Raw genomic sequence first — 19817 nt, 5'->3', positions numbered from 1 at the left:
GTCACGCATCCCAGGTGACCGCGAGGCTCTTCACCCCGTAGATGTCCGCGGTCTCCGGGCGCAGGGCGACCTCTTCGGCCGGTACGGCCAGGCGCAGTGCGGGGAAGCGGTTGACCAGGGCAGGGAGCGCGACGCGCATTTCGACGCGGGCCAGTTGCTGGCCCAGGCACTGGTGGATGCCGTGACCGAAGGCCAGGTGACCGCCGTCCTGCCTCTGAAAGTCGAGCACATGGGGATCGGCGAAGCGCTCGGGGTCGCGGTTGGCGGTGTTGTACGACAGGACGACCGTCGTGCCGGCCTTGATGGTCTGGCCGCCCAGCTCGACGTCCTCCAGCGCCGTCCGCCAGAACTGCTTGGCGACGCTCAGATACCGCAGCAGTTCCTCTACGGCCCGGTCGGTGAGGGCGGGATCGGCGCGCAGCGCGGCCAGTTGCGCCGGGTTCTGCAGCAGCGCGAAGGTGCCGAGGGACAGCATGTTCGCGGTGGTGTCGAGCCCGGCCGACAGCAGAAGCAGGCTGATCCCCTTCAGCTCCTCGTCGGTCAGATCGCTGTCGGTGAGTTCGCTGAGCACGTCGTCGGTGGGGTTGGCGCGCTTGGCGGCCACCAGCTCCGCGAGGTAGTCCTGGGTCGCGGTGTAGGCCGCTATCAGCTCCTCGTCGCTCGTCTCCCCGCCCATGAACGCGTCGATCTGCTCCTGGAAGGAGCCCCGGTCCTCGTACGGCACCCCCAGCAGCTCGCAGATCACGATGGTGGGGATGGGCTTGGCGAACGCGGTCACCAGGTCCGCCGACGGCCCGGCCTTCTCCATGGCGTCCAGGCAGTCGGCGGTGATCTGCTCGACGCGCTCGGTGAGCAGTCGCATCCGCCGTACGGTGAACTTGCCCATCAGCGGTTTCCGGTAGCGCCGGTGCTGTGGGTCGTCCATGAGGAGGAACTCGCCGGGCGGTGCCGGCGGAAGCTCGAAGTCCACGACGTTCATGAGTTCTTTGCGCGAGCTGAACCGCGAGTCGGCCAGGACCGACCTGACCAGGTCGTACCCGGTGATCAGCCAGCCGGGCTTGCCGCCGGGGTGGGTGCAGCGGCTGATGGGGCCGTGCCGGCGAGCGTCGATCAGCTCTGCCGGCGGGTCGAACGGGCAGCCGGGCTGACGCGTCGTCGGCAGCGTCGTGACGGTGTGGGCGGATTCATGCACGGCCATTCCCCATCTCGCGATAGTACGTGTTTGACACACCTCGAAAGCTACGTTGCATTCAGAATTGCGTCAATCCACTGAAAGGCGTTTACCCAGGTAGACGGCGGCAAATTGATGCAATGACGCTGCGCTCGAATGCAACGCTTGCGTTGCAATGAATGACGGCAAAGGCAATACTGACGGCATGCCAGGAGGACGACTGACCCAGCAGGACCGACAGCGCATCGCGACCGGACTCGCCGACGGGCTCTCCTACGCCGAGATCGCCAGGCGGCTCGACCGGCCGACCTCGACGATCAGCCGGGAGGTCGGACGCAACGGCGGACCCGGCGGCTACCGGTCCCAGCAGGCGCACCAGGCGACATCCCGGCGGGCGCGGCGTGACACACCTGCCTCCCCGCACGCGGCCGGAGCACCGGTCGGCGCGGTGGAAGAGGAGATCATCGAGCTGGCGGTGAGGTCGGGGATGCCCAGGATGACAGCGCGCGTACACGTCGACCTGTTGCTGTCCGAGGACGGCAGGCGCACCGCGGCCGAGCTGACCCGCAGGCTGAAGGTCAGCCCGGCCTCCGTCTCCGTGGCCGTGAACTCCCTGGTCCAGCAGGGATATGTCTGGCGCGAACGCGATCCGCAGCGGCGTCGCGACATCTACGTGGTCGACGACGACGCCTGGTACCACTCGGTCGTGATCAGCGCGCGGCAGACGCTCGAGTCGGCGCAGGCCGCGATGGCGGGGGCGCAGACGGTCGGGCTCGACAAGCCTGCCGGGCAACGGCTGACCAGGGCAGGCGCGTTCCTGGAACGGGTCACCCTGGACATGATGGAGTCGGCCGACCGCTGGCGTGTCCTCCTGTCGTGATGGATCTCAGACGTGCTCGACGTGCTCGACATGCAGCGGCAGCAGGTCCAGCCGCCTGGTGCTGATGGCCTGGGCGAGGGTGCTCACGCTGCGACCGCCTCGTGGCGTTCGACGAGCCGGCCGCGCTCGAAACGGGCACCTGCCCGGACGAGGGCGACGAGGCGGGGTGCGTCAACGGCCCGCCACCGCTGCTGGGCGGACTCGACGAGTTGAAGACCTGGCCAGGTCGGCGGTGCCACCTCCAGGAGGCACGGCCACGTATCGCCGAGGAACCGGGCATCAGCCCCGGCGAACTGGCGGGCCTGCTCGGCGGCGCTTGCATCCTCGCCGGGCCCCGGTGCACGATCGGCCGATGTTCGAGTTGCTGCCCGGAGTCGGGGTCACCCTGCCCGGTGACACGGGCACCCTCCGCTTCGGGTCGGACGAGCGGACGGCGGCCGAGGTCCTGGCGGGGCTCGGTCGCGTCCGGCCGCTGCCGGAAGCCCCCTGGATCCACACCGTCCGCTGGGGCGACGTCGAAGTGACCGCCCACGCGGACCAGGCGGACCGGGCCGCGGCCAGGCCCGGCGAACTGCCGCTGCGTTCCGTCGTGCTGAGCCGCGGCGGGTCGGCGTCGGGCGTCCCGGGCGGCACGCCCGTCGTCCTCGGAGACGTCGACCTGTTCGGCTACCCGGCCGCCGAGGTGCTGGAGGCCCTCGGCGACCACTGGCCTCCAGAGCTGGAGATCCGGCCCGCTGACGGGCGCGGCTACCTGACGAGCGTCGCCCTGCACGCCATCCCGCCGACAGCGCCGGCCGGCCGCCGTGCCCGGGCTGCGGCCGAGGCGGCCGAGGTCGAGCGCGCCCTGGTCGAACTCGAGCCGCTGTGGACCACGGAACGCGACCAATGGCAGTTGCTGGAGGCCGGCGGCGGTCACCTGCCCTGCCGCCGGGGCGATCCGCAGACCATGCTGATGATCTGCAACGAGGCCGTGGCCCGACGGGTCACCGCCGCGATGCTGGCGGCCGGCGTGGAGGTCGTCCCGGAGCAGCTCTGAGGCGGGTCCGGCGCCCTCGGGGACGGCACAGCAGCACGTCCTCCAGACGGCATCAACCTCTCGGATCAACACACCGTCACCTTGCCAAGGGCCCGTGCTGTCCCCGCACGCGATCACTGCGAGCCCGCGCCACTTCAAGTGCTCTTACTTCTCACCAATATCCCTGCACGCTCCGGCCGACGAGTGCTCATTCGGCGAGTCGGCGACAGCAGATGAGGGCCGCGGCGATGCCGGCGAAGGCAACGAAGTGCTCGGCATTCCGCCGGCACAGGCAGGAGCGGATGAACTCGGCAGGGTCGCCCCTCCCGGCGACGTATAGTGCGTCCCGTGTTCAGCAAGTGGAGAAAGCCGGGAGCTCTCAAGAGCGCGAAGCCGGCGACCTACGAGAACGTGCGTGCCGAGATCCTGGTCTCGCTCGACTTCGCCAACCTGGACATGGACTTCCCCCGCATCGTGCACTGGCTGAGGCAGCTGCCCGCAGGAGACCGCGATCGCCTCCTGAGCGAACTGGAAGCAATTGCCGCGACTGATGCGATCCGCCGGAGCGACGCGACGTACCTGCTGGACGACCTCGGGCTGCGCCGCATCCCCTGGGAGCAGCCCTAAAACCACGGCTGGATTTGCCCACCGGGAGATGTCGAAAGCCGTCGCGCGGGTCCGACTCCCTGTCGAGCCGCCCCCGCGGCGGAACCCGGCACAAGGAGCAGGCAGCCGTCACCGACGAGCCGTTCATCGAAGCCAAGGAGTTCATGGGCGGCCGCACTCATCACCGCCCAGTCCTCGATCGAGCCGGCCCAGATGTGGGGCGGGCGGGCTGCTCGCCTCCGTCGACGGCCTGCGCTTCGTCGTCCCCGTCAAGAGCATCAACACCGGCCGCTCGCCCAGGTACTACGGCTACAAACGCGGCGTGACCTGGCTCAACGACCTCGCGGAGCCCTAAATGGCACCCTCCTGAACGGGATCCCGGGATTCCGGGTGATCCGGATCACCGGCCGGGGCGGCGGCACGCAGCGCCGCCTCAACCCGGCGGTTGCTGGTCATGGTCGCGGTGACGGTGGTCATGGTGAGGAGGAGGCCGGCGGCGGTGTAGAGCGGGGTGCGTACGTCGTAGGTGGCGGCCAGCCAGCCGCCGAGGAAGGCCCCGAACGGGGCGGCGCACATGGCGAGCATGCGGGAGGTGGAGGCGACCCGGCCCATCAGGTCGGCGGGGACGATCGCCTGTCGGAGGGAGGGGCCGAGCACCATCGTGGCGCCCATGCCCGCGCCGCAGACGGCGAGCGCGAGGCCGGCGACGTACGGGTTCGGGGCGGCGGCAAGGCCCAGGATGGCGAGTCCCTCGACTGCGGCCGTGCAGGTCAGCGCAGTGCCGGTGCCGAGTCGCCGGCCGAGGAAGGAGGCGATGCCCGCGCCGAGCAGACCGCCGGTGGCCTCCGCCGTGAGGAGCAGGCCGAAGCCGAAGGTGTCGATGCCGAGACGATCGTGCGCGAAGAGGGCGAGTACGGTCTCCACGGCGAGGAAGGCGACGTTCCCGACCGCCGGACGCAGCGCGAGCCCGAGCAGCAACCGGTCCCGGAAGACGTACGAGGCGCCGGCCCGCGCCTGCCGCAGCAGCGACTCACGGGCCTGCGGTACGGGCCGGGGTACAGCAGGCAGCGACCGTACGAGCAGCGCGGAGAGCGCGAACGAGACCGCGTCGGCGAGCAGCGGAACCGCCCGCCCGAGCGCGAGCAGGGCACTGCCCGCGGGCGGCCCGGCGAAGCCGGACGCGGCGGTCTGGGTGCCGCGCAGGCGGGAGTTGGCGCGCTCCAGGAGCGCGGGGTCGCGGCCGAGCAGATCCGGCAGATAGGCCGTGGCGGCCGTGTCGAAGAAGAGCCCGCCGAGGCCGAGGAGGAAGGCGACGGCCGCAAACAGTGGAATGCTCAGCATGTCGAGCGCGGCCGCTGCCGCCGGTATCGCGAGCAGCACCGCACGCGCCGCGTCCGTGACCCACATCGTGCGCCGACGGTCCCAGCGGTCCACCAGCGCACCGCCGAGCACCCCGAAGAGCAGCCACGGCAGCGTTCCGGCGGCCGTGACGACGGCGAGCGCCATCGGATCCCGCGTCAACGTCAACGCGAGCAGCGGCAACGCGGCATGCGACACCCCGTCACCGAGCGAGGACACCGTCTGCGCAGTCCACAGCCGTCCGAACCCGGTCGGCAGCTTCCGAACGTCTGAGGTCACTTGGCGGCCCCTTCGGCCTGCTCGCGCGATGCCGGGTGGAACAGTGCGAAGACGAGCGACGCGTCCGGCAGCGACGGATCGGACAGCTCCCGGTACTCGTCCGCCAGCGCCTGCAGCCGCGCCCCCAGCTCCGCGAACTGCTCCCCGGTGAGCCGCAGATGCGCCATCCGCACGTGCCGCTCACCCTCCACCGGCGCTGCCTCCAGGTCCGCCACCGCATGCCGCATCAGCACATCCGGGCCTCCCTCGCCCGGATCCGGCAGCACGATCGCCCGCGCGGCCATTGCGTAGTACCGCTCGGTGACCCCCCGGACCTTCCGCGTTCGCACCACCTTCACCAGGCCGGCCCGCTCCAGCAGCCGTACGTGGTAGCTGGAACTCCCCTTCGCAAGGCCCACTCGCTCGGCGATCTGCGTGATCGTCGCGGGCTCGAAGCGGAGCACGGCCATGATCCGGTGACGCGTGAGATTGGAGACGGCGCGTAGCTGCTCGTCAGTGGTGACGTGGAACGTCTCGGGAAGATCATCGGTAGGCATGCGCCCAATGGTCAACACTTCTTGACCGTTTGGCAAGGGAGTTTTGTTCGGGCTTCCGGAATCGGCTGTCCAGCGCGTGAGGCCTTCGCTCCTGCACTCTCCTTCTCGACCTCGCTCACCCCGCACACGGGCGCCTTCGCTCCGCCTGTTGGGGAAGCTCAGCCGCACCGTCCGAGTCCTTGAGTCGTCAAGAAACCTGATCCGTCTCAGCGGTACTTCCTGTACCTCAACTACTCACCCCCGGGCACCGTCTGCGGCCGCCGCCGCGTCGCCCGGCTCATAAGATCCGCCGGCCTGGCCGACCGCCCTCGCCGTGATGTCGGCGCCGTGTTCGCCCTGGCCGCCGACCACACGTCGTCCGATCTCGGCTTCTGGGAAAGCACCGCCGAGCGGTACGGATACGGGTACCACGGCCAGGCACCGGCCGACGTGCTGTCGAACGTCGCCGAGGACTTCGGCGGGCTGAGGGCGCTTCTGGCACGCCCGCAGACAGTCAAGGGCCGAGCCACGCTGTGCTACGTGACCGGCCAGATGGCGGGCATGGTCGCGATTGTCCTGCATGATCTCGGCCAGGATCGCGAAGCCCATCGATGGTTCCGCACGGCCGGCCGGGCCGCAGTGCAGTCCGGAGACAACCTCCTGCACGCCTGGGTGCTGGGCCGCGAAGCGATGGTGCCCCTCAACTACGGTGCCCCGCAGGCGGCCGCGCAACTGGCTGAACAAGCCCGGCATCTGGCGGGAGACAAGCAGTGCCGCGGCTGCGCTGGCCTCAGCCGTTGCTTCGCGGGCCTACGCCAGCGGCGGCCACACGGAGAAGGCCCTTCACGCGGTGGCCGACGTCGAAGCTCTTGCAGAGCGGCTCACGCCCCAGCAGCATGCCGACACCTGGTTCGGCTACCCGATGCAGAAGCACCACGTCCACATGAGCCAGGCCCTGACCTTGCTCGGGGAGACCGACCGGGCCTACGAGACCCAGGCGCGGGCGCTTGAACTGTCGCGCACGCCGTCGCACATGACCCGAGCCCTGATCGCCATCGATCAGGCGGCCTGCCGGGCCCACGACGGCGACCGAGCCGAAGCGGCACACATTGCCATCCGGGCGTACGGTGGCCTGCCCGCTTCGTATCGGACTGGGCTCACCCACACGAGGGCCCTGGCCCTGTACCGGAGGCTTCCCAGCGATACTCCCGGCTTGGATCAGCTCGCGGATGCGCTAGGTGTGGCCAGCTGATCTTGGGGCTTGTGGCCCATCTGTGGCCCACGGTCCCCTCTCGAACAGCCCAGCCGGTATTCTGGCCCGGCATCGTTCCAGGTGGGACGGTGCGGGGAGAGTTGCCCGAGCGGCCTAAGGGAACGGTCTTGAAAACCGTCGTGGCAGCGATGTCACCACGGGTTCACATCCCACAGCCTCCGCCAGACGCACGTCAGTGCAGGTCACAAGGAACGCCCAGATGGTTCCGGGTGCCCCTTCTCGTTGAGACTGTCTCAGTCCGGCTCGCCGTATCCCGCTGCTGACCAGGGCGTGCGGGCCAGGGCGGGCCAGGACCGAGACGGGCGGCGGCGTCCCGGACCGCGTCTCCGCCCCGACGGTGGCGCCCTTTCCCTGAGCCTGGCGGGATCCCGCGTCTCCCGCCCGTACCGCGGTGTCAACCCCCGGAAATGGGGATTACCGCCTTCCCTCCTCCTGGTACATGGTGAAGCCGTCATCGCTCCAGAGTGATCGCTTCCACGCATCCCGGGGAGAACGGATGTTCCGCTTACCTCGAAGACCCATGTCATTGACCCTCGGACGTACGGGCTACCTCCTGTCCGTAGCCGTCTTGTTGTTCGCCGGCCTGGTGGCGCCGGTGATCCAGCCACAGGCGTCCCATGCGGCGAGCAGCGCCCCAACCCTTCGATCCGCCGACAGGACCGTGATGGCCTGGCGGGGGACCGGTCCGGACAACCTCATCTGGTGGTCACAGTTCGACGGCGCCTCCTGGACCCCCCAGCAGGCGCTCACGGACCGCCGCACCGACGCGGCCCCCGCCCTCGCGCGCGGCACGAACGGCCAACTCCTCATGGCCTGGCGCGGGACCGGCGACAACTTCATCTGGTGGTCGCAGTACACCGGATACGCCTGGTCGGCCCAGCAAGACCTCACCGACCGCCGCACCGACCTCTCGCCGGCACTGGGGCTCTGACTGCACCCGCGCATGCTTGCTTCGACAGCACCGGTGCCGAAGGAAGACCGGCAACACGGCGCTGTCGAAGCTCGTGCCACGGCTAGATTTGTTCACCGGGGATGTCGAAACGCGCCGGTCGGCTCCGACTCCCTGTCGAGCCGCCCCCGCGGCGGAACCCGGCACAAGGAGCAGGCAAGCACATGAAGTACCTCCTGATCATGCAGGTCAACCAGGAGATCCTGGACGCCCTCTCGGAGGACGAGCGGAAGCTCGTCATGGACGGGCACGGCGAGTTCATGAAGACCGTCCAGGACTCGGGGGAATTCATCCTCACCCAGGCGCTCGCCGACCCGGCGAACTCGACCGTCGTCACCGGCACCGGCGGCACGCCCGCCGTCACCGACGGGCCTTTCATCGAGGCCAAGGAGTTCATGGGCGGCTTCTACCTCATCGACTGCGCGAGCAAGGAGCGCGCGATCGAGATCGCCAAGCTCATCCCCGACACCCGGATCAAGGGCCTGTCGGTCGAGATCCGCCCGGTGATGTTCTCGTGCGGGGCCGATCTGTGAGCGGTCGTCCCGTGGGCGATCGCCCCGTGAACGGTCGTCCGTGAGCCGTGAGATCGAGGACCTGCTGCGCAGCCTGGCGCCGCAGGTCCTCGGCACGCTCGTCCGCAGACACGGGCAGTTCGAGGCCTGCGAGGACGCCGTCCAGGAGGCGCTGCTCGCGGCGTCGGTGCAGTGGCCGGAGCAGGGGGTGCCGGGCAGGCCCGCGGGCTGGCTGGTCACGGTCGCCGGGCGCAGGCTGACCGACCACTGGCGCAGCGAGGCGGCCCGCCGCGAGCGCGAACTGGCCGTCGGCATGGAGCCGTTGTCGGACGACGATCCGTCCCGGCACGTCGACGACACCCTGCGCCTACTGTTCCTGTGCTGCCACCCGAAGCTGTCGGCGCCCTCGCAGGTGGCGCTGACGCTCCGGGCGGTCGGCGGCCTCACCACGGCCCAGATCGCGCACGCGTTCCTGGTGCCGGAGGCCACCATGGCGCAGCGGATCAGCCGGGCGAAGCAGACGATCAGGGGCGCCGGTTTCCCGGACGGTCCCGAGCGGCTGCCGGCGGTGCTGCAGGTGCTGTATCTGATCTTCAACGAGGGCTACACCGCCACCTCCGGGCCCGACCTGCAACGGGTCGAGCTGGCCGCGGAGGCCGTCCGGCTCGCCCGCGAAGTGCACCGGCTGCTGCCGGACGACGGCGAGGTCGCCGGGCTGCTCGCGCTGATGCTGCTCACCGACGCCCGGCGGGAGACGCGCAGTGTGGACGGCGTGCTGGTGCCGCTCGCCGAGCAGGATCGCAGCCGCTGGGACCGCGCGCGGATCGAGGAGGGCGTCGCGCTGGTCTCCGGCGCTCTGCCCAGGGGGCCCGCCGGGCCGTACCTGTTGCAGGCCGCGATCGCCGCGATCCACGACGAGGCGCCGTCCACCGAGGAGACGGACTGGGCCGAGGTACTGATCCTCTACAAGATCCTGGACCGGACCGCGCCTAACCCCATGGTCACCCTGAACCGCGCGATCGCGACCGCGATGGTGCACGGCCCGGCCGAGGGGCTGGCCCTGCTCGCCACGCTCGACGGCGACAAGCGGATCGCCGGCCACTACCGGCTGGACGCGGTGCGCGGGCACCTGCTCGACCTGGCCGGTGAGCACGACCGGGCCCGCGAGCACTACCGGCGGGCCGCGCGGCTCACGTTGAGCCTGCCGGAGCGCGAGTACCTGCTGCGCAGGGCATCGCGGTGACCGCCGGGCCCCGGGCCCGCCACGTCCTCGAAGCCGAGCCGTTCAGAGGTAGTCCTCTTGCCTCGGTGGGGTGTTCGGTCCGGGGCCGCGGCAGGGTGTGGGATACGCCGAGCCCGGCGTGTTCCGCCGGCTCGGCGAGCACGCGGTCGACGTGGGTGTTGGCGGCGCGCTGGGCACCGCGCAGGCCCGTTCATCGCCCGGCGGGCACGGTCTCCGCGTCGCTGCGCAGAACTCGTTCCTCTGCGTCGGCCAGCCAGAAGAAAACAGGCGGCAGGCCGAGTTCGATCACCGCCAGTGGAATCTGGAACCAATGCGGCCAGCCGTGCATGGCGAGCGAGAGCAGCCGTCCCACGCCGCCCAGCAGAAGGACGCCGGCCAGCCACCGCACCGCCTGAGCCGGGATGGGCCGCTGCCGAGCGGCCCAGAGCCAGGCCAGCCCGTAGCCGGCGAAGCTGGCCCCCATGAACCGGCCCCAGCTGTCGACCGTCGTGCCGGCGGAACTTGCGCCGGGGATCGCCGCGTTGCCGAGTATCACGTGAGATACGCCTATCAGCACGCAGGCCCAGCCCATCAGTTGCACGAGTGCCCGCAGAGTCCTTGCCATGGCCCCTCCCAACCCGTCTCGATGGAGCTTTAGTTGGCATTCGTCTACTAGAGTGGGTGCGCTAGTAGACACATGTCAAGTAGCCTGTGTTCGTGCCTCCCCGCCAGCGACTCACCCCCGCCGACCGCCGCGCCCAGCTCCTCGCCGTCGGAGCGCAGCTCTTCGCCGAACGCCCGTACGACGACGTGCTAATGGAGGAAGTCGCCAAAGAGGCCGGCATCTCCCGAGCCCTGCTCTACCGCCATTTCCCCAGCAAGCACGCCCTCTTCACGGCCGTCCACCAGCAGGCGGCGGACAAACTGCTCGCCGAAACCCGGCTCGACCCCGCCGACTCCCTGCTGGAACAGCTCATCCAGGGTATGGACGTCCACCTCGAATACTTCGCGGCCAACCGCAACACCGTCCTCGCCGCGAGCCAGGCTCTCGCGGACGACCCGGTGACTCAGTCGATCACGACGAACGAGCTGGACGCACTCCGGACGCGGCTGCTGGCCGTCATTCCGCTCGCAGACGGCAGCGCCCGCGAGGCAGTGTCCGCCACCCTGAAGAGCTGGCTGGTCTTCGTTCAGGTCCTCTGCATCGACTGGCTCACCCACGAGACCTGCACCCGCACCCAGCTCCGCGACGTCTGCATCGGCGCGCTTCTCGGCGCTCTGCGGCCGTTGCTCGCCGACGACCCCACCCACGAGTGGCCGCCGCAGCGGCCCGGCGCGGACGCCTAGTGCACGTCGACGGGCAACGGTAGAAGCTCAGCCATTGCGCAGAGCGGCCACTTCATCTCCGGTGCGGGCCGCGAGGAGCGGCATCAGCCCCGTGACGGGGAGCATGGCGAGGCCGGCCCCGGGGTGGCGGGGCCGGCCTCGTGGTCGGCAGCAGGTGGCGGTGCCGGCTCAGGCGTCCAGCGCGTCGCGGACCTCGCGGAACGCCCGCACGGTGCGCAGGACGTCCTCGCGGCTGTGCGCGGCCGACAGCTGGACGCGGATGCGGGCCTTGTCCTTCGGCACCACCGGGTAGGAGAAGGCGATCACGTAGATGCCCTTCTCGAGCAGGGCCGCAGCCATGCGGCCGGCGAGTGCCGCGTCGCCGATCATCACGGGGGTGATGGGGTGCTCGCCGGCCAGCACCTCGAAGCCGGCCGCGGTCATCTCGGTCCGGAAGAGCTTGGTGTTCTCCCGCAGCCTGGCCCGCCGGTCGCCGGACTCGGCCAGCAGGTCGAGCACGCGCAGGGAGGCGCCGACGATGGACGGGGCGAGGGAGTTGGAGAACAGGTACGGGCGGGAGCGCTGGCGCAGCAGCTCGACGATCTCCGCCCGGGCGGCGACGTAGCCGCCGCTGGCGCCGCCGAGCGCCTTGCCGAGGGTGCCGGTGATGATGTCCACCCGCTCGGTCACCCCGAACAGCTCGGGGGTGCCGCGCCCCTCCTCGCCGATGAAGCCGACGGCGTGCGAGTCGTCGACCATGACCAGGGCGCCGTAGCGGTCGGCCAGGTCGCAGATCTCGTCCAGGGGGGCGATGTAGCCGTCCATGGAGAAGACGCCGTCGGTGACGATGAGCTTGTGGCGGGCGCCCGCCGCCTCCTTCAGGCAGCGCTCCAGATCCGCCATGTCGCGGTTGCGGTAGCGGAAGCGGGCGGCCTTCGACAGGCGGATGCCGTCGATGATGCTGGCGTGGTTCAGCTCGTCGGAGATCACCGCGTCCTCGGCGGTCAGCAGCGTCTCGAAGACGCCGCCGTTGGCGTCGAAGCAGGAGCTGTAGAGGATCGTGTCCTCCATGCCGAGGAACCCGGAGATGCGCCGCTCCAGCTCCTTGTGCGGGGCCTGGGTGCCGCAGATGAAGCGCACCGAGGCCATGCCGAAGCCCCACTCGTCCAGCGCCTGCTTGGCGGCGGCGATCACCTCGGGGTGGTCGGCGAGGTCGAGGTAGTTGTTGGCGCAGAAGTTGAGCACCTCGCTGCCGGCCTCGCCGCCGACCCGGATGGCGGCGGACTGCGGGCTGGTGATCACGCGCTCGGACTTGTAGAGCCCGGCGTCGCGGATCTGCTGGAGTTCGGTGCGCAGGTGCTCGCGCATCGAGTCGAACACGGGGACTCCTCGTGTGGTGATGGTGCGGGCGGAGGTCAGGGAAGGGACGGCCGGGTCCAGTCGAGGACGACCTTGCCGCACTGGCCGGAGCGGGCGGTGGCGAAGGCCCGGTCGTACTGCTCGAAGCCGAAACGGTGGGTGATCACCGGGGAGATGTCCAGGCCGCTGCGGAGCAGTACCGACATGGCGTACCAGGTCTCGAACATCTCGCGGCCGTAGATGCCGCGCAGCGTCAGCATGCGGGTGACCAGGACGGCCATGTCGATGCTGACCTCGCCAGAGGGGAGACCGAGGGCGGCGATGCGACCGCCGGGGGACATGGTGGCGATCATGTCCTGCAAGGCGTCGGCGCGGCCGGACATCTCCATGCCCACGTCGAAGCCCTCGGTCATGCCGAGCTCGGGCATGACGTCGGCGATGCGGTTCTTGCTGACGTCCAGGGCGACGGTCGCGCCCATCTTCTGCGCCAGTGCCAGCCGGTAGGGGCTGACGTCGGTGATCACGGTGGAGCGGGCGCCGGCGTGCTCGGCGACGGCGGCGGCCATCATGCCGATCGGGCCCGCGCCAGTGATCAGTACGTCCTCGCCGAGCACCGGGAAGGAGAGCGCGGTGTGGACTGCGTTGCCGAACGGGTCGAATATGGCGGCCACGTCGATGTCGATCTCATGGCGGTGGACCCAGACGTTGGACTCGGGCAGGACCACGTACTCGGCGAACGCGCCGTCGGTGTGGACGCCCAGGCCGATGGTGCGGATGCACAGATGACGGCGGCCGGCCATGCAGTTGCGGCAGGTGCCGCAGACCAGGTGGCCTTCGCCGCTGACGATGTCGCCCTCCCGCACGGAGGAGACGCCCGGCCCGGTCGCGACGACCTCGCCGGCGAATTCGTGCCCCACCACCAGGGGTGCGCGTACGGTGCGCGCGGCCCAGTCGTCCCAGGTGTCGATGTGCAGATCGGTCCCGCAGATACCGGTGCGCAGAACCTTGATCAGCACCTGGCCCGGGCCGGCCTCCGGGGTGGGAACCTCGATCAGCTCCAGCCCCGGTGCGGCGGCGGTCTTTACCAATGCCCTCATGGGGGATCACTGTGCTGCCATGAGCCTGTGAAGTCCATCGACATATTCTCACTCTCGCTGTGAAGCTCACCTTCACGATCTGAGAGAGTGGAACGCGTGATCGACCCTCGCCGCCTGCGCGTGCTGCGCGCCCTCGCCGACCACGGCACCGTCACGGCCGCCGCCCACGCCCTCTACCTGTCGCCCTCCGCGGTCTCCCAGCAGCTCGCCACCCTCGAGGCCGAGACCGGACACACCCTCGTCGAACGGCGCGGCCGCACCGTCCGGCTCACCCCGGCCGGGGCCGTGCTCGCCGGGCACGCCGCACAGATCGCCGCCCAGCTCGAGCGGGCCGAAGCCGACCTCGCCCGCTGCTCCACCGGGCTCGTGGGCGAGATCACGGTGGCCGCGTTCGCCACCTCCATCACGGAGGTGGTCGCCCCGGCGGTGGCCGCTCTCCGGGACCGGGCCCCGCAGGTGCGGGTGCGGGTGAAGGACGCCGAGGGGCCCACCGCGGTACGGCTGCTCACCGACGGCGAGGCCGACATCGCCGTGGCGGTCGAACACCGGGACTCCCTCGCCCCGGCCGGTGCCCGGCTGCTGCTCGCCCCGCTGTACGAGGAGCCGTTCGACGCCGTGCTCCCGCCCGGCCACCGGCTCGCCCATGCCTCCGAAGTGCGCCTGGCCGACCTGCGGGACGACCCGTGGATCACTCCGTGGCCCGGCAACCCCGTGCACGAGGCGGTGCTCCGCGCCTGTGAGGAGGCGGCCTTCCAGCCGAGCGTGGAATGCCTCTCCGACGACTTCTCCGCGGTCTGCGCGCTGGTCTCGGCCGGCGCGGGTATCGCCGTGGTGCCGCGCTCGGCGCTGCACGGCATCCGCCCCGCGCTCACCCCGGCCATCCGCCCGCTGCACGGCCCGGTGCCCGTGCGGCGGGTGTTCACCGCAATACGCCGGGGCGGTGAGGGCCACCCGCTGCTCCGCCTGGCCCTCACCGAACTGCGCGCCCGGGCGGCGGCGCTCACCGGCTGAGCGTCCGGCTCAGAGGCGCAGGCATCCTCCTCCGGGTTCCTCCGGCTTGCTCCGGCTTGCTCCGGCTTGCTCCGGCCCGAAGGCTAACCGGTCGGCTGCCAGGGGAAGGGAGTCAGATCGGGCTCGACCCAGCCGACCCTGGCCGTACCGCCGGCCAGCGTCTGCGGGTGGTAGAAGCGGCTGAGCAGCCCCTTGTCGAACAGCTCCGGGTGCCGCGCGGTGAAGGCCTCGAAGTCGTCCTCGTCAACCGCGTGATACCCCACCAGCTCGACCCAGGCCCGGCTCATCGTCACGTGGAACTTCTCCGGCACCCCGGCGTCGGCGGCGGTGCGCCGGAGGCCGTCACTGACCAGGTCCACCGCCGTGGCGGTGCCGTATCTGCGGACTGCCAGCCAGGTCAGCCGGACGTGCTGGCGGTGGCCGAAGCGGTCGGATCCCACCATCGCCTCGCGCATCAACTCCGTGAAGGAGGAGGGCATTTCGGGGTGTGCCACGGGCGCGCTCATGTGGCCGCCTCGGTCAGGGCCTGGAGGACGGCGCGGAAGCCGGCCACCTCGGCGGAGGAGAGACCGCCCAGGGCGCGCTGCTCCAGGTCGGTCAGGGTCCGCTGGATGGTGTCGGCGGTCAGCCGGCCGGTGGGCGTCAGCTCGATCAGCACGGAGCGCCGGTCCCCGGCGCGGGCGCCGCGGGTGATGTGCCCGCGCCGCTCCAGGCGGTCCAGCACGCCGGTCAGGGTGGTGGGCCGGGTACCGACAGCGGTGCCGAGTTCGGACACAGTACGGCCGCGTCCGTCGGCGAGGTTGGCGAGGGCGTTGATCTCGGAGGCGGTCAGATCGAGGTCGACAAGCTCGGCGGCGATCAGCTGGAGGGTGGCATGGGTCGTGCGCTGCAGGGCGAGCAGCGCGGAGCGCTCCGGCGGAACGGGTTCAGAATTCACGGATTCGGACTTCACGGTTCCGGATAGTACGGTTCCGTAGTATCGGGCTGCAAACGACCGGCGGCCGCCGAGCGAAAGACCCTAGCCGTTGCGGACCTTTGCAATGAGCAGCGCGACGTCGTCCTGGTCGTTGTCCTCCCGCAGCCGAAGACGTTACGGACTTCGGTAAGAGGCTCGCGGTCGCGCGTGTAGTATAGCTTGTTGGTCAGCAGAACGGCCCAGGTTCCCTGCTTGGGGGAGATCCACATGCCGGTGCCGGTGAAGCCGTAGTGGACGTACGTGCGGTCCCCGGGGTCGGTGCCGGGTGCCGGGTGCCGGGTGCCAGAACAGGCCGCGTGCAGGCGGGCGATCTGGGCGGTAGGTCTTGTCTCATGCGGCCGTGACGACCGGTCGTGGATTCAGCTGCGGGTGAGATTCACAGTGTATTTCTCGTTGCTATCGACATCCAGCTCGCGCAAGTTCACGCTATACGTCTCGGACGTCGTTTCGTCGAGGCACCAGTCGAATGGGAAGTCCGCGGCATGCCCTTCGAAGGGGCCTGTCCAGTACTGTCCGTCCGCCGAGTGCGCGTAGAAGTACCAGTAGCGGTTGTTGACGTCGTCCAGGTCGTTGGCGTAGACGACGGCGGACTGGGCCGGGTCAATTTTCCACCAGCCCATGCTCTGCCAAGGTCTCCGGCCCTCTCCGCCGCAGTTGGGTTCGTACCACTGGATCATCACCCAGACCGTGGCGCCGCAGTTGTTGGTGAATTTGAGCATGGCTACTCCTTGCCTCCACGTGCTGATCTCGGCTGGATCCGTGGGGAGCGGCCGGCAGCGTCATCGGAGTTCCCCGGTTGAGCCGCAACATGGCCAGAGGGATGATCACTTCCACTGGAGTTTTCGCTGGGACTGACATGGGGCAGCTCCGCACGGGCCGCGCCGGTCAGCAGCTCCGCCTCGGTGGCGGTTGTCGGATCTGAGCCTTTGTTCGTCGCCACGATGAGTCTCCGAGAAAGGGCTGTCGGGGATATCCGGGGAGAGCGGGTCCTCCTTTACAGCAGTCCCACTACCCCGTCCTCTCGGCGTACGGTCACCCAGCGCGCACCCCTGACGTTGAGCAGGTGCGCACGGATCGCTGCCGCCACTCCACCAGCGTGCGCCCCACCCGAGCCGCACGCACCTGGGGCAGCCGGGCAACCGTCAGGGCTTGGCAACGACCACCGCGTCGACGGAGATCTGCTGCACCACGCTGGACATCCCCGACGCCACCCCGGTCCTCCACTCCACCCGCATCACCCCCGGGGCTTCCTCCGGATGCCCTTCCTGTGTGGCGATGGCCGCGCTTTCATCAGATATTGCAAACGGGACGCTGTAACCACAGGAAGGGACAGTCCGTGAAGCTCACTTACGACGAGGTTGTACAGCTTCTGCGTGACAGGCCCGATCGAACTCGCACCTACGAAATTGCTCCTGACCTACTTGAGCGACTTCCTTTGAATCCTGCTTCCCTTCGCCAGATGAGTGATGCCGAGGTCCAGGAGTTGGCCGACTACCTGGAGGTCTCACCGTCCGCTCTCCTAGGTCCCTTTCGGGTCGTCGACCACACTTGCTCAAACTGTGGTCGTTTGACTACATTCCTGGATTTCGCCAAGTCGGCAGTATGCGCTGGGCATCACAACCGAAGCAGGCTGCGATCCGTTCTGACGGAGCCCGGCGTCGCGTGGGTTACAGTGCGGGGCAAGGACGGAGGCCGCCCCGTTAATTGTGCTCGGTGCGGTGCGTCTTTGCCTCTGGGTGAGCTGAACGGGGGGACTGATTACTCGGAATACTCCAATCAAACATACGCTTATGCCTGACCTTCTGGGATCGCCCCCGCGATCGCACCCGACGCGGCTGTGTTACGGGTTGGTTCCGAGTGTGGTCATTCGCCGGACCGGCGACAGCGCGATCGGGATCCGCACACAGGCCAGGAACGCAGCCGAGGCTCCCAGGGCCCATCGGACGCCACCGGCTGTGGCCAGAGCACCGGCTGCTGCGGCGCCGAGCGCGACAGCGCCGGTGAACAGCACGCACATGGTGCTGTTGACACGGGCCACCACCGGATGTCAGGGCTCGATGCAGCGGAAAAGCAGTGAGCAGGACGAGGATGCCGAAGAGGGTGATCGTCCGTCCAAAGCAGCTGTGGTGATCTCGGGTCCAGTGAGGATCATCGGGGCGGGCCGACGTGGTGGCCGGACGGGTGCGCAACGGCAGCCAAAGTCACGACGGCTTCAGTCACGGGCTTCAGGAAGTCGTGTACTACGCACGACCTTGTCCTCGCCCGCGCTCGCGAGATAGCGGCCATCCGGGTAAAACGCCAGGGCGTTCACAGAGCGTTGGTGCCGGAGCTGCAGCAGCGAACGGCCGGTGTCGGCTCTCCATACGCATACGGCACCGTCTTGGCTGCACGTGGCGACCATGCTGCTGTCGGGGCTGAATGCCACCGCCCTCAGGCCGCGGTTGTGCTCGACATGGAACAGTGGAGTCCAGCCAACGGTGTCCCATACTTGGGCACTTCGGTCCTCGCTGCAGGTCGCGAATTTCCGTCCGTCCGGGGAGAAGGCGACACCGAGTACGAAGTCCTCGTGGGGAATCTGCAGCCGCTGCTCGCCGGCGGTGGCACCCCAGACGCGTGCGATTCCGTCTTCGCATCCGGTGATCAGGGCCCGTGCGTCAGGACTGAATTTCACATCCTTGACTGCTCGCGGATGTTGCACGGTCAGCACCTTGTTTCCGGTCTCAAGCTCCCAGACACAGACTGTCGCATCAGCGCTTCCGGTGGCGAGATACCGCCCGCCGGCATCGAAATCAACGGCGTTCACAAAGTGCCGGTGTCCCAGCTCCAGCACGATGTCGCCCGTCGCCATGTCCCAGACGCGCGCGCAGTTGTCCGTGCTGCCGGTCGCCAGTCTGCCGCCGTCGGCGCTGAAGGCGACCGCGTTGACCATGGTGCTCCAGCCTCCGATGTGCCGTTGCCAGACCACCTGGCCGGTGGTGACATCCCAGACGCACACCTTTCTGCGGGATCCGGTGGCGAGCAGGCGTCCCTCGGGATGCATGTCCATGGCCACGACCCAGTGGTCCGTAGTGATTTCAGGTCGCGGCACGACTCTTCTGTCGACGGTGACTTCCGTTCTCTCCTCTGTCTCCTCTGCCTTCTCTTCCTTTTGGGTGGTTTCCGGGGCCACGTCGAACAGTCGCGCATCTCCACTGCGCTGGTACAGCACGGGAGTGAAGCACTCAAGGCTGTCGTCCTTGTTCACCCGCAGCGCGATACGACCGTTACGCACCGCTTCATCGACTGGTTTGTTGGAGGCGAGCGCCTGATAAAAGGACCGCGAGAACAGTACGGCCGCCTTGTCGGTCACCGCGAATTGCATGGCCACGACCGCCGGCACTGTGTGCTCCAACTCCGCCGCGGCGCTGGAGAAGAGATCCTGAGCATGGGACGTTCCCGTCTCGCAGCTGTTGAGCACTACCAGACGTGGCCGCGGACGGGCGATGCTGATGAGCGAACCCAGCGCTTCCGCGTGGAGCGGGTCTTCTCGCCCCTGTTCATCGGCGAAGACGATCATTCCTTGACAGCGGCGTTCATCGAACCTGCCATGCCCGATGAAGTGGAGGATATTGCAGCCACGCAACAGTGCGGTCTGGAGGTCTTGTTTGGTCTGCCCCGGCACCCAGTCGAGCTGCACCATGCCTTCGTCAATGAGCGGCCCGAGCGCGGCAGTGAGACTCTGCTGCTCGGCCTGGGTGTCAAGGGCCCCCAGCGAGCCGGGCAGAGCCACCATTCCCAGGATGCGAAGCGGCGGCTCGACGCGGAGCGGCGAAACCGGTTCCAGAACTTCGACATGCCGCACGATCGGGTGGTACAGACAGAGGTAGCCGCCAAGCTTGGCATTGTGGAGAAGCTCCCAAGGCAGTGCGGCGAGTTCGGGAGAACGCACCCTGAGGACGAGGCGCAGGGTCTTCTCCTGCTCCGCTGCCTTCTGTCTGCTGGAGAGGTACAGCGCCTTGATGGCGTTCTGGAAAACCGCGTCGAACAGGGTGTCACCAACCTCACGAACCGGGCCTTCCAGTTCGGTTGGCGCACCCCGGGAACGTACCGCGGACCCGAGGACCGCGGCCTGCAGGGCAGGAAGCTTTCCCAGCAGCTCATAGGTGTCCAGCTGGGCCAAGGCGCCGTCCTCACCGGACGGTGACGATACAGAGATGCTGTAGCCACCGAGCGCTTCGCTCATCTCGATGACGAAGTCGCAACCCTCCGGCATGGCACCCTTCTCTCT

Annotated in this window: 20 protein-coding genes and 3 pseudogenes; 10 read left to right on the top strand and 13 right to left on the bottom strand. The window is 69.0% G+C overall.

Annotated elements, in window-relative coordinates:
• Position 1: 1 nt before the first annotated feature.
• Positions 2-1192 carry a cytochrome P450 gene (locus tag AC1Z4A_RS28435; RefSeq protein WP_483683760.1) on the bottom strand — a complete coding sequence of 397 codons (1191 nt, stop codon included), beginning with the start codon at positions 1190-1192 and terminating at the stop codon, positions 2-4.
• 184 nt (positions 1193-1376) lie between these two features.
• Between AC1Z4A_RS28435 and AC1Z4A_RS28430 the strand changes: the two genes are divergently transcribed.
• A complete protein-coding gene (locus AC1Z4A_RS28430) occupies positions 1377-2051 on the top strand; it encodes a GbsR/MarR family transcriptional regulator (RefSeq protein WP_483682719.1) in 675 nt (224 codons plus the stop codon).
• Between the two features lie 83 nt (positions 2052-2134).
• Here the strand turns inward: AC1Z4A_RS28430 and AC1Z4A_RS28425 are convergent.
• Positions 2135-2263, bottom strand: a pseudogene (locus AC1Z4A_RS28425) (IS256 family transposase); the annotation flags it as partial.
• A gap of 140 nt (positions 2264-2403) precedes the next feature.
• Between AC1Z4A_RS28425 and AC1Z4A_RS28420 the strand changes: the two are divergent.
• The 3 genes and pseudogenes from AC1Z4A_RS28420 to AC1Z4A_RS28410 all read left to right on the top strand — a co-directional run.
• A complete protein-coding gene (locus tag AC1Z4A_RS28420; protein WP_483682718.1) occupies positions 2404-3087 on the top strand; it encodes a hypothetical protein in 684 nt (227 codons plus the stop codon).
• Between the two features lie 327 nt (positions 3088-3414).
• Positions 3415-3693, top strand: coding sequence for a hypothetical protein (locus AC1Z4A_RS28415; protein ID WP_483682717.1), 279 nt, complete (start codon positions 3415-3417; stop codon positions 3691-3693).
• Between the two features lie 150 nt (positions 3694-3843).
• A pseudogene (locus AC1Z4A_RS28410) lies at positions 3844-4009 on the top strand (Tn3 family transposase); the annotation flags it as partial.
• A 14-nt stretch (positions 4010-4023) separates the two neighbouring features.
• Here AC1Z4A_RS28410 and AC1Z4A_RS28405 read toward each other — a convergent pair.
• The 3 genes from AC1Z4A_RS28405 to AC1Z4A_RS28395 form a co-directional block, all read right to left on the bottom strand.
• The gene (locus AC1Z4A_RS28405) at positions 4024-5310 is read right to left on the bottom strand and encodes an MFS transporter (protein ID WP_483682716.1); all 1287 of its coding nucleotides are present in this window, start codon (positions 5308-5310) and stop codon (positions 4024-4026) included.
• Positions 5307-5846 carry an ArsR/SmtB family transcription factor gene (locus tag AC1Z4A_RS28400; protein WP_483682715.1) on the bottom strand — a complete coding sequence of 180 codons (540 nt, stop codon included), beginning with the start codon at positions 5844-5846 and terminating at the stop codon, positions 5307-5309. Before AC1Z4A_RS28400 ends, AC1Z4A_RS28405 begins: the two co-directional genes overlap by 4 nt.
• A 234-nt stretch (positions 5847-6080) precedes the next feature.
• On the bottom strand, positions 6081-6434 hold the full coding sequence (locus AC1Z4A_RS28395; RefSeq protein ID WP_483682714.1) for a hypothetical protein: 354 nt from the start codon (positions 6432-6434) through the stop codon (positions 6081-6083).
• A gap of 241 nt (positions 6435-6675) precedes the next feature.
• Between AC1Z4A_RS28395 and AC1Z4A_RS28390 the strand changes: the two genes are divergently transcribed.
• The 4 genes from AC1Z4A_RS28390 to AC1Z4A_RS28375 all read left to right on the top strand — a co-directional run bounded on the left by AC1Z4A_RS28390 (position 6676) and on the right by AC1Z4A_RS28375 (position 9802).
• A complete protein-coding gene (locus AC1Z4A_RS28390; protein ID WP_483682713.1) occupies positions 6676-7077 on the top strand; it encodes a hypothetical protein in 402 nt (133 codons plus the stop codon).
• Positions 7078-7618: 541 nt separating this feature from the next.
• Positions 7619-8029 (top strand): hypothetical protein, encoded by a 411-nt coding sequence (locus tag AC1Z4A_RS28385; protein WP_483682712.1) that lies wholly within the window; start codon positions 7619-7621, stop codon positions 8027-8029.
• Between the two features lie 182 nt (positions 8030-8211).
• Positions 8212-8580, top strand: coding sequence for a YciI family protein (locus AC1Z4A_RS28380; RefSeq protein WP_483682711.1), 369 nt, complete (start codon positions 8212-8214; stop codon positions 8578-8580).
• A 40-nt stretch (positions 8581-8620) separates the two neighbouring features.
• Positions 8621-9802 carry an RNA polymerase sigma factor gene (locus AC1Z4A_RS28375; RefSeq protein ID WP_483682710.1) on the top strand — a complete coding sequence of 394 codons (1182 nt, stop codon included), beginning with the start codon at positions 8621-8623 and terminating at the stop codon, positions 9800-9802.
• Between the two features lie 190 nt (positions 9803-9992).
• On the opposite strand, the gene AC1Z4A_RS28370 is transcribed toward AC1Z4A_RS28375, so the two are convergent.
• Complete coding sequence (locus AC1Z4A_RS28370) at positions 9993-10406, bottom strand: DUF4345 domain-containing protein (protein ID WP_483682709.1); 414 nt, start codon at positions 10404-10406, stop codon at positions 9993-9995.
• A gap of 92 nt (positions 10407-10498) precedes the next feature.
• On the opposite strand from AC1Z4A_RS28370, the gene AC1Z4A_RS28365 reads away from it, so the two are divergent.
• Complete coding sequence (locus AC1Z4A_RS28365; RefSeq protein WP_483682708.1) at positions 10499-11128, top strand: TetR/AcrR family transcriptional regulator; 630 nt, start codon at positions 10499-10501, stop codon at positions 11126-11128.
• A gap of 168 nt (positions 11129-11296) precedes the next feature.
• On the opposite strand, the gene AC1Z4A_RS28360 is transcribed toward AC1Z4A_RS28365, so the two are convergent.
• On the bottom strand, positions 11297-12487 hold the full coding sequence (locus AC1Z4A_RS28360; RefSeq protein WP_483682707.1) for a glycine C-acetyltransferase: 1191 nt from the start codon (positions 12485-12487) through the stop codon (positions 11297-11299).
• Between the two features lie 35 nt (positions 12488-12522).
• Positions 12523-13563, bottom strand: a complete 1041-nt coding sequence (gene tdh / locus AC1Z4A_RS28355; protein ID WP_483682706.1) for an L-threonine 3-dehydrogenase — start codon at positions 13561-13563, stop codon at positions 12523-12525.
• 96 nt (positions 13564-13659) lie between these two features.
• On the opposite strand from tdh, the gene AC1Z4A_RS28350 reads away from it, so the two are divergent.
• Positions 13660-14574, top strand: a complete 915-nt coding sequence (locus AC1Z4A_RS28350) for a LysR family transcriptional regulator (RefSeq protein WP_483682705.1) — start codon at positions 13660-13662, stop codon at positions 14572-14574.
• Positions 14575-14657: 83 nt separating this feature from the next.
• Here the strand turns inward: AC1Z4A_RS28350 and AC1Z4A_RS28345 are convergent, their stop codons facing one another.
• The 5 genes and pseudogenes from AC1Z4A_RS28345 to AC1Z4A_RS28325 all read right to left on the bottom strand — a co-directional run bounded on the left by AC1Z4A_RS28345 (position 14658) and on the right by AC1Z4A_RS28325 (position 19802).
• Positions 14658-15080, bottom strand: a complete 423-nt coding sequence (locus tag AC1Z4A_RS28345) for a hypothetical protein (RefSeq protein ID WP_483682704.1) — start codon at positions 15078-15080, stop codon at positions 14658-14660.
• Positions 15077-15511 (bottom strand): MarR family winged helix-turn-helix transcriptional regulator, encoded by a 435-nt coding sequence (locus AC1Z4A_RS28340; RefSeq protein ID WP_483682703.1) that lies wholly within the window; start codon positions 15509-15511, stop codon positions 15077-15079. The genes AC1Z4A_RS28345 and AC1Z4A_RS28340 overlap by 4 nt, the downstream gene beginning before the upstream one ends.
• 146 nt (positions 15512-15657) lie before the next feature.
• A pseudogene (locus AC1Z4A_RS28335) lies at positions 15658-15853 on the bottom strand (serine hydrolase domain-containing protein); the annotation flags it as partial.
• A gap of 56 nt (positions 15854-15909) precedes the next feature.
• Positions 15910-16269 (bottom strand): DUF1036 domain-containing protein, encoded by a 360-nt coding sequence (locus AC1Z4A_RS28330; RefSeq protein WP_483682702.1) that lies wholly within the window; start codon positions 16267-16269, stop codon positions 15910-15912.
• A 1493-nt stretch (positions 16270-17762) separates the two neighbouring features.
• Entirely contained in the window at positions 17763-19802 is a 2040-nt protein-coding gene (locus tag AC1Z4A_RS28325; protein WP_483682701.1) for a CHAT domain-containing WD40 repeat protein, read from the bottom strand.
• Positions 19803-19817 lie beyond the last annotated feature (15 nt).

Source organism: Streptomyces sp. 17_S59, assembly GCF_056930295.1.
The sequence above is the reverse complement of the archived record's forward strand: the minus strand, read 5'-3'. Positions and strand labels throughout refer to the sequence as shown.